Here is a 9,847-nt window from a genome sequence, read left to right as displayed (position 1 = left end):
TCCGCCACTTATATCTCTTAGATAAAGAGTAGAAACCTGATTCGAAAGAATCAGGTTTTTTTTCGTCTGTTGAAAATGCTTCAAAAGCATGGAGAGCCCGTTTTGTTCTCTGTATATTTTTATAGCAGAATAGGAGATATATCTATACATTAAGTTCAGGTATTCTATACATGATTTCTAAAATTTATTGATACATGAAAGCTTAGAGGAGTTTTATCTTGTTAATCCAGCTTAGTGTCTTGCTTTATATTGCTCTTGGTGGGGCTATAGGGGCATGTTCTCGTTACATAATCTCAGAAATCTTTGTGTTAATGTTAGGTAGAACCTTTCCTTATGGAACATTGTTTGTAAATATATTTGGTTCATTTCTTATGGGGCTTCTTATTTCCTCTCTGAATAATGGAACCATTGAATCTACGCCATGGAAACAGATTCTCGGCTTAGGCTTTTTAGGGGCTTTTACAACTTTCTCAACTTTTTCAATCGATAATGTGACTTTATTTCAGCAAGGTGAATTCTTTAAAGCTGTCTTAAATATATTATTGAATGTAACTATTAGTATTTTTGCTGCTTGGATCGGCTTTCAATGTATTTCTAAGAGTTAATTTATCAGAAAAATTGAATTTCATTCATTTATCTGTCTATAATTACGTCACTTGTCGGAGTGCCATAAGGCTGAGACCGCTATGCGGGATCCGTTGAACCTGATCAGGCTAATACCTGCGAAGGGAACGAGAGAAGAGTAATCTATCTACAATTACCCCTCTATATATGTATCTGTTTCTACAGATCCACTCTTGTGCATCAAAATCCGTCAAGCATTTACCCTTCGGGCTTCTAACTCATACAGTTAAAGGAAAATGCTATGTCGTCAAGTCGTAAACAAGCCAGAATGGACGCTAAGAATTTTATCGATTCCCTGTCTGTCCAACCTTATCCCAATTCGCAAAAAGTTTATATTCAAGGAAGTCGTTCTGATATACGTGTACCTATGCGTGAAATCTCCCTTACTGATAGTTTGGTTGGAGGCTCGAAAGATAACCCCATCTCAGAGCCGAATAAACCTATCCATGTTTATGATACTTCCGGTGTTTATACGGATCCTACTCACAATATAAACTTATATGAAGGGTTACCTAAGTTACGTAAACAGTGGATTTCTGAACGTAATGACACTGAATATCTTGATTTTGTTTCATCTGAATTTTCTCAAGAGAGACTTAATGATGAAACATTAGATGAACTCAGGTACGGAAATTTACCTAAAATACGGAAAGCAAAGCAGGGGTGCTGTGTGACGCAACTGCATTATGCGCGTAAGGGGATCATTACTCCTGAGATGGAATATATTGCGATTCGTGAAAATATGGGACGTCAAAAATTCACTGATGAGCAATTAAACCAACAGCATCCAGGACAAAACTTTGGTGCCCATCTGCCTAAAGAAATTACCCCAGAGTTTGTTCGCCGTGAAGTGGCAGAAGGGCGAGCGATCATTCCATCCAACATTAATCATCCTGAATCTGAGCCAATGATCATTGGCCGCAACTTTTTAATTAAAGTGAATGCCAATATTGGTAACTCATCGGTGTCATCCTCGATTGAAGAAGAAGTTGAAAAATTGGTTTGGTCGACTCGTTGGGGCGGCGATACCGTTATGGATCTTTCTACTGGACGTAATATTCATGAAACGCGTGAGTGGATTCTGCGTAATAGTCCTGTCCCTATTGGTACGGTTCCAATGTATCAAGCATTAGAAAAAGTAAATGGTGTTGCGGAAAACCTCAATTGGGAAGTGATGCGCGATACTTTGATCGAACAAGCTGAGCAAGGTGTAGATTACTTTACTATTCATGCAGGGTTGCTATTACGTTATGTTCCTATGACGGCTAAGCGAGTTACGGGGATTGTTTCTCGTGGTGGTTCTATTATTGCTAAGTGGTGTTTGGCTCATCACCAAGAAAGTTTTCTTTATACTCATTTTCGCGAGATTTGTGAGATTTGTGCTCAGTATGATGTGGCATTGTCGCTTGGTGATGGTCTGCGTCCGGGCTCAATTGCCGATGCTAATGATGAAGCTCAATTTTCGGAATTACGTACATTAGGCGAACTGACCAAGGTTGCTTGGGAATACGATGTTCAAGTTATGATTGAAGGTCCTGGTCATGTTCCTATGCACATGATCAAAGAGAATATGGATGAACAATTAAAGCATTGCCATGAAGCGCCCTTTTATACATTAGGTCCACTCACTACTGATATCGCTCCTGGCTATGATCATATTACTTCTGGCATTGGTGCCGCGATGATTGGCTGGTTTGGCTGTGCCATGCTTTGTTATGTCACCCCAAAAGAGCATTTAGGTCTACCTAATAAAGAAGATGTTAAGACTGGGCTTATTACTTATAAGCTTGCAGCACATGCCGGTGATTTAGCAAAAGGGCATCCTGGTGCACAAATTCGTGATAATGCTTTATCTAAGGCGCGTTTCGAATTTCGTTGGCATGACCAATTTAACCTCTCGCTCGATCCCGAAACGGCATTGGCTTTTCACGATGAAACATTGCCTCAAGAGTCCGGTAAAGTTGCTCATTTCTGCTCGATGTGTGGTCCTAAGTTCTGCTCGATGAAAATCTCTCAAGAGGTGCGTGAGTATGTCAAAGACAGTGAGCAAGTATCTGCTGATCAGGCTATTGAGGTAAAAATGATAGGCGATCCGTTAGAAGGGATGAAAGACAAATCACGTGAATTTCTTGAGACAGGTTCTGAACTTTACCATCCTGCGGTTCAGCCAAAGCATAAAGAATTGGCAGAGCAAGAGGATAAGTAATGAGTAAGCTTGTCTTTAATGGTGTCGATGAAGCTTTATTTAAACAGCAAGTTCAATCTTGTGTAGAAGCAGTTAAGCAAGCGGGTTTTATTTTGCCTGATGTTGAGTTTTCAACATGCTCGCCTGTAGGTGATTTATCAGCAGTTGTTCATTTAACATCTGGCCCTAAAGTGATTTCTGCAGTGTTTGATGTCGATAACCAAGATGAAGGTTGCGACCTTGTTTTGTGCTATCAAAATGAACCGAATGTATCACTTACTTCTGAAAACGGGGTAAGTTCAATCTCGGTGGCAGTAAATGATGGTGATGTACTTACGGATAAAATTAGGCTTGCGAATGGATTGTCTGCTGATTTGCATACTTTTAATATGAAGTGGAATCATGAAGTGACTATTCGTCATTACTGTTGGTTTGTTGTTAGTTTATGCTTGGAGTTTACACTCGAAGATGCCGCTATCATTGCGAATGCCGCAGTGAAACAATACCAGGATGTTTCACGTGAAACATGGCCAGTTGATGCGCGCGTATTTCCACAATTAGCCCAAGCGGCTACACCTCAAATCTGTCCTCCATTCAAACTGATACCACACAACATCGGCTTATACCCAGTGGTTGATTCAGTTGAATGGATCGAAATCTTGCTTAAACGAGGGGTTAAAACGCTTCAGCTTCGAATGAAAGATCCGAGTGTCTTTGACTTAGAAGTAAATATAAAGCATGCGATAGAGCTTGGCCGAGAGTATAAAGCACAGCTATTCATTAATGATCACTGGCAACTTGCGATTAAATATAGGGCTTATGGCATTCACCTTGGACAGGAAGATATTGAAGTCGCTGATTTACAGGCGATTAACCAAGCTGGCTTACGTTTAGGTATTTCAACTCATGGTTATTATGAGATTTTACGCGCCAAGCAACTGAAACCTTCCTACATTGCGCTTGGACATATTTTCCCAACCACAACCAAAAAAATGCCATCGCAACCGCAGGGTTTGAATAAGTTAACGGGGTACCAAATGTTAATAGGTGATGATTTTCCAACGGTAGCAATAGGAGGCATTGATTTGAATAATGCAGCACAAGTATGGCAAACCGGAGTGAGCAGCTTAGCGGTGGTTCGTGCTATTACACAGGCAAATGATATACAATTGGCGATAGATTCTTTCTATCAAATTATGGCTTCCCCACGAAGTCAAAAGGCCATTGCTTAACAGCTCTAATAGGTAATAAGGGAAAACAATGAACGACCAACAATTTCAGCGCTACCAACGACAAATCATGGTTCCAGAAGTGTCAGAAGTGGGCCAAGAAAAACTTATTGGTAGCAAAGTACTGTTGGTGGGTTGTGGTGGACTAGGCTCAGCGGCTGCGCTTTATCTCGCCGGAGCGGGGATTGGTTCATTAGTGGTTGCCGATGGTGATGAAGTTGACTCATCCAATTTACAGCGTCAGGTAATATACCGTGAATCTGATATTGGAAGAAATAAAGCAGAAGCGACTGCCGAACAACTGAAGCAGTTAAATCCTAATTGCAAAGTTCGTAGTGTTAAATCATTTATAGAAGACGCTCAGCTGAACTTAGAAGTGATGCTGGCTGATGTGGTATTAGATTGTAGTGATAACTTTCCAACTAGACAGGCGGTTAATAAAGCCTGCCATGATGGAAATACGCCACTGATTTCAGGTTCCGCGATCGGTTGGGTCGGGCAATTAATGAGCTTTGATTTTAAGCACCATTCATCACCTTGTTACCGTTGTGCTGTGCCATATCAAGATAACAGCGCAGGTTTGAAATGTTCAGAATCGGGAGTGATTGGCCCGGTCGTGGGTACGTTAGGTAATTTACAAGCGCTTGAAACGATCAAATACTTAACTCAAAACGACAAACTAAAACCTGCGTCTCTTAATTTATTTGATGGACAAACGCTATCTTGGCAGAAGTTTAATATTGCTAAAGATGCCGAGTGCCCAGTTTGTGGAAGCTGATGGGTATAAATCAGTCTCCGCAAAGAAGGATCTAAGGAGGCACCATGCAAGTCACGGTGAACCAACAAGTACACATTTTAGAGAAGAATCAATATAACCTAATTCAATTACTTTCTCGGCTATCTCTCAATCAACAAAGTATTGCGATTGCGATTAATCAGGATGTTATTCCTAAAACGCAGTGGACCGAAACGACACTTAATGATGGTGATGATGTTTCGGTTTTCACTATGATCGCAGGAGGGTAATCATGAGTCATTTTCAAGATTCGCTGGTTATCGCCGACCAAACATTCAATTCAAGATTATTTACAGGCACAGGCAAGTTTGCTAATTCTGACCTTATGTTGGAATCGCTGCTGCATTCTAGTTCAGAACTCACGACCTTGGCACTCAAGCGCCTTGACCTACAGCGTCAAACGGATGATATTTTACCGCCATTATTAAAAATGAACGTACGTCTGTTACCCAATACTTCTGGGGCAAAAACAGCCAAGGAAGCGATTTTTGCTGCTCAGTTAGCACGAGAAGCGCTTGATACGAATTGGTTGAAATTAGAAATTCATCCTGACCCTAAATACCTAATGCCCGATCCTATCGAAACACTAAAGGCAGCTGAGAAATTAGTTGAACTAGGTTTTATTGTTTTACCTTATTGTCATGCTGATCCTGTGCTATGTAAGCGCTTAGAAGAAGTTGGCTGCGCCGCCGTTATGCCCTTAGCATCACCGATTGGCTCCAATAAAGGTTTGGTATCAGAAGATTTTCTTAAAATTATTATCGAACAAGCAAACGTGCCAGTCGTAGTTGATGCTGGAATTGGCGCGCCTTCACATGCTGCTTATGCCATGGAACTAGGCGCTGATGCCGTATTGGTCAATACCGCCATTGCATCATCGGCTAATCCTGTAGCAATGGCGCAAGCATTCAAACTTGCCGTACAGTCAGGACGCCAGGCTTATCTTGCAGGGTTAGGTGGAGTAAGCCAGCAAGCAAGTGCATCAAGTCCGCTTACTGCGTTTTTAGGGTAGGTGATATGACTTTTACTGAGGTATTTAAAACGCTAGATTGGGATCAAGTCTATTTGTCCATTCATAGTAAAACGCCTGCTGATGTTGAGCGAGCTTTAGCTAAAACCAGATTAAACTTGGAAGATTTTAAGGCGTTAATTTCACCCGCTGCTGAACCTTATGTTGAGCACATGGCACAACGTTCTTATGCTCTGACCCGTCAGCGATTTGGTCATAATATTAATTTCTACATTCCACTGTACCTTTCTAACTTGTGCGCCAACGCTTGTACTTATTGTGGTTTCTCTATGGAGAATAAAATTAAACGTAGGACACTCGATCAAACTGAGGTAGAAGCAGAAGTAGAAGCTATCAAAGCGATGAATTTTGATAGTGTGTTATTAGTCACCGGTGAACATGAAACTAAAGTCGGCATGAACTATTTCCGCACTATGCTACCTGTGATTAAGCAGCAGTTTTCTTACTTGGCGATGGAAGTCCAACCGCTTGATCAAGATGATTACCGCGAACTGAAAACGCTAGGACTTGATGCGGTGATGGTCTATCAAGAAACCTATCATCCAAGTACTTATGCTAAACATCACTTAAGAGGGAATAAACAGGATTTCTATTACCGACTCGAAACGCCTGATCGTGTTGCCAAAGCGGGAGTTGATAAAATCGGTATAGGGGCACTGATTGGTTTAGAAGACTGGAGAACCGATTGTTTGTTTACGGCGGCACATTTACAGTATTTAGAAAAGCAGTACTGGACCTCTCGCTATTCAATTTCATTTCCTAGGTTGCGACCATGTGAGGGTGCTCTGCAACCCAAATCGGTCATGACAGATAAACAACTCGTGCAGCTTATTTGTGCATTCCGTTTGTTCAACCATGAAGTTGAGTTGTCATTATCGACACGCGAACAACCGAGTTTTAGGGATAACGTTTTGCCACTAGGGGTTACCCATATCTCTGCCGCATCAAAAACCCAGCCGGGTGGTTATGCTAATTCAGAGGTAGAGTTAGAGCAATTTGCCATTAGTGATGAGCGTTCAGTTGAAGAGGTGGTTAAGTCGGTGCAACAACGTGGCTATGAAGCGGTGTGGACGGATTGGCATCACGCTTATTCTGGCTGATTTGTGTAGATTATAGTTACATAGTTATTCTCAACTATAGTGAGTTTCAAATAGGTTTCACGTGAAACAATAAAGCCTGTCTCGGTTGACATCGAAACGGGCTTTGTTTTTATTTACTATCAACTGCAGTATTGAGTGACTTCTATTATCTGCTGTTGAGGTTATTTATAGTGAAAACGGTTGTTAATTAAATCGCTAAGGTAGCCTGCTTTAACCATTGTTTTACCTCACCATCAACGAGTGGGCTGACATCATTCCATACTTTTTGATGGTACTGGTTTAGCCACTCAATCTCGTTAGTGGTTAACAGCGTGCGCTCAATCGCTCTAACATCAATAGGACAACGCGTAAGAGATTCAAAACCAAGAATAGATAAATCACCTTGGGTTTGTTTCTCAGTGACTAACTCAAGGTTTTCAATACGAATGCCAAACTCGTTAGCACGGTAGTAACCCGGTTCATTGGATAGCACCATACCTGCTTGTAGGGCTACGCCATTGTAAGCAGGGGAAATACGTTGTGGTCCTTCATGAACACTTAAGAAATGACCCACACCATGCCCGGTACCATGATCATAATTATAGCCTTCAGCCCATAAATATTGGCGAGCCAAAACATCGAGTTGGCTACCAGTGGTTCCTTCTGGAAAATGTGCCGTTGCTAAAGCAATGTGGCCTTTGAGTACCAGTGTGAATTGTTGCTTCATAAAAGTTGAAGGCTCACCAATTGCTACGGTACGAGTGATATCAGTAGTACCGTCTGGGTACTGACCGCCTGAGTCGACAAGATAGAGTGAGTTTAATTCAAGTTTGCCAAACTCTACTTGATCAGCGTGATTGTAATGACACATTGCTGCATTACTTCCTGCTGCGGAAATGGTATCAAAACTTAAATCGGCTAATGACTCATCTTGTTTACGGAAATCATGCAACTGATTAGATAGGGTGTTTTCATCGTGAAAGCGACCAGCTTCAACTTCAGAATCAATCCAACATAAGAACTTCGCCATTGCCACACCATCTCGAACATGACAATTAATCATGCCTTGTGATTCAGTTTTGTTTTTAATCGCTTTAGGTAGTAAACATGGATCACTGGCTGCAATAATATACGCCTGACTATTTTCTAATATTTGGCTAAACCAGGCATTACTGCTGGCTGGATCAACAATGATTTTTTTGCCCGTTAGTGAGCTAAGCGATGCTTTAAGTTGAGATGGCGATGAGATACGAACATCTGAGCCGACATGCTGTGCAAAATGAGTAGGGGTGCGTTCAGGATTAATAAATAACTCTAAACTTGAATCTGCATGTAAAATTGCATGACATAACACGGCAGGTAGGCGAGGTACATCGAGACCACGAATATTGAGTAACCAACAAATTGAATCTATTTGAGTCAGCAGTGCAGCATCAGCATTTTGTTGAGTAATGAGCTGCGCGATGTTGTGACGTTTATCTTGTGAAGATTGACCCACAATGTCTAATGGCATTAATCGTAATGGTGATTCAACGGTTGTAGGGCGATCAGACCAAAGCATATCAATTGGGTTGCTTTCGACATCAACCATCTTAATTTGACCATCAAGTGTGCTTTGTGCGGCTTGATACCAAGTAGCGGAATGCATTTTAGGATCAATAGCTAAACGACTACCTGCTGGCATATTTTGTTGTAGCCAAGTAATCGGCGGTTCTTGAATAAAATGATGATAGCTAAAAATATCACTCGGAACTTGTTTGGTGACTTGAACGGTATAGCGACCATCAACAAACATCGCTGCGCTATCCTGAGTAATTATTGCCGCACCGGCTGAGCCAGCAAAGCCAGTGATCCAATTTAAACGTTCATTATGGGCCGGAATGTATTCCCCTAAGAACTCGTCTTCATGTGGAATAATGATCGCGTCATAATCGTTTTGAATTAGCCATTGGCGAAGTTGTTGGACACGATCTGCAATTGCTTTATACATCTGAATCATCCTTATTGATTTAGCGGTCGATGCCGAAATCATGAACATTGTTGTTTCATGTTATGACTTAATACTACCATCGGGACTAGAGAGTGTAATGCGCTTGTGTTTAAAATCTGATGATGTGATTGATAATTTTACTGTTTCACGTGAAACATTAAGTAAACGAGTTTCTCAATGGGATGGTAGGTAGAACTCTGTGGAAATCACAAGCGCCTGAATTCAAATCTTTAATTCGAAAATAGAATTATACCCAAGTGACTTCAAGATGCAGAATTCAGAGCTATCATCCAAACCTTTAGGCAAGGAAGATTGTCGAAGGAATGTAGGCACCTTTCAAACCAATCTGACGCGGTATAAAGGTTTGGATGAAGCTCCCGAAGGGCAAGTTAAAACAAGCTTTATGCTGCGTTAAATTGAACAGAGATAGAGTAACTATGATCATATTCAATTTGTCTTGCCTAAAGCTTGTTTTATTCTTGCTGAAACTCGCATCTTGAAGTTACTTGGGTATATAAAGTCGCTTTGAGATATAAAATTTGTTTTGCTTAACCATCAATCAGGCGTATATTTACGGCTGATTTTCTAGATTTCCTTAATTGAATAATTGGAATATAAATAAACCTATGTCATTAACAACGTATGAAATGGCTCGTATTTTAGAGCAGATGGAAGAAAGCCCAGAAAAAATCATGTTCGGTAAATTATTAACTGAGCTGGGTAATCAAAGTCAGGAACGAATTCGTAGTGCGGCTAAGCAAGTGCCACTAGAATTATTAAGAGATATTATTTACCAATTTCAAGTCATCGCCGATTCTCGCAAAGGTGAGCAAGTGCAATTACTGGCAGAGCAATTAAAGGCTCAAGGTTTATCAGTTGAAGATCTTAAGCGTTATATGGAAAAGACGAAGTAA

Annotated in this window: 9 protein-coding genes and 1 riboswitch; of the genes, 8 read left to right on the top strand and 1 reads right to left on the bottom strand. The window is 41.0% G+C overall.

Going from position 1 to position 9,847, the window contains the following annotated elements:
- The first annotated feature begins 224 nt into the window (after window positions 1–224).
- From crcB to thiH, 7 genes are all read left to right on the top strand, one after another.
- On the top strand, window positions 225–605 hold the full coding sequence (crcB, locus tag ACN0T8_RS15075) for a fluoride efflux transporter CrcB (protein ID WP_417881443.1): 381 nt from the start codon (window positions 225–227) through the stop codon (window positions 603–605).
- A 45-nt stretch (window positions 606–650) separates the two neighbouring features.
- Window positions 651–748, top strand: a riboswitch (TPP riboswitch).
- A gap of 117 nt (window positions 749–865) precedes the next feature.
- Window positions 866–2,830, top strand: coding sequence for a phosphomethylpyrimidine synthase ThiC (thiC, locus tag ACN0T8_RS15070; RefSeq protein ID WP_417881442.1), 1,965 nt, complete (start codon window positions 866–868; stop codon window positions 2,828–2,830).
- The gene (gene thiE / locus ACN0T8_RS15065) at window positions 2,830–4,041 is read left to right on the top strand and encodes a thiamine phosphate synthase (protein WP_417881441.1); all 1,212 of its coding nucleotides are present in this window, start codon (window positions 2,830–2,832) and stop codon (window positions 4,039–4,041) included. The genes thiC and thiE overlap by 1 nt, the downstream gene beginning before the upstream one ends.
- A gap of 28 nt (window positions 4,042–4,069) precedes the next feature.
- Entirely contained in the window at window positions 4,070–4,816 is a 747-nt protein-coding gene (locus tag ACN0T8_RS15060) for a HesA/MoeB/ThiF family protein (protein ID WP_417881440.1), read from the top strand.
- A gap of 44 nt (window positions 4,817–4,860) precedes the next feature.
- Window positions 4,861–5,064, top strand: coding sequence for a sulfur carrier protein ThiS (thiS, locus tag ACN0T8_RS15055; RefSeq protein ID WP_417881439.1), 204 nt, complete (start codon window positions 4,861–4,863; stop codon window positions 5,062–5,064).
- A 2-nt stretch (window positions 5,065–5,066) separates the two neighbouring features.
- Window positions 5,067–5,846 carry a thiazole synthase gene (locus tag ACN0T8_RS15050; protein ID WP_417881438.1) on the top strand — a complete coding sequence of 260 codons (780 nt, stop codon included), beginning with the start codon at window positions 5,067–5,069 and terminating at the stop codon, window positions 5,844–5,846.
- A gap of 5 nt (window positions 5,847–5,851) precedes the next feature.
- Window positions 5,852–6,964 carry a 2-iminoacetate synthase ThiH gene (gene thiH, locus ACN0T8_RS15045; RefSeq protein ID WP_417881437.1) on the top strand — a complete coding sequence of 371 codons (1,113 nt, stop codon included), beginning with the start codon at window positions 5,852–5,854 and terminating at the stop codon, window positions 6,962–6,964.
- Between the two features lie 187 nt (window positions 6,965–7,151).
- Here thiH and ACN0T8_RS15040 read toward each other — a convergent pair whose 3' ends face one another.
- Window positions 7,152–8,933: an aminopeptidase P family protein gene (locus ACN0T8_RS15040; RefSeq protein ID WP_417881436.1), complete on the bottom strand. Its 1,782-nt coding sequence runs from the start codon at window positions 8,931–8,933 to the stop codon at window positions 7,152–7,154.
- A 626-nt stretch (window positions 8,934–9,559) separates the two neighbouring features.
- Between ACN0T8_RS15040 and ACN0T8_RS15035 the strand changes: the two genes are divergently transcribed.
- Window positions 9,560–9,847: a hypothetical protein gene (locus ACN0T8_RS15035; RefSeq protein WP_417881435.1), complete on the top strand. Its 288-nt coding sequence runs from the start codon at window positions 9,560–9,562 to the stop codon at window positions 9,845–9,847.

The organism is Vibrio sp. (assembly GCF_048266485.1).
Lineage (GTDB): Bacteria > Pseudomonadota > Gammaproteobacteria > Enterobacterales > Vibrionaceae > Vibrio.
The sequence above is the reverse complement of the archived record's forward strand: the minus strand, read 5'-3'. Positions and strand labels throughout refer to the sequence as shown.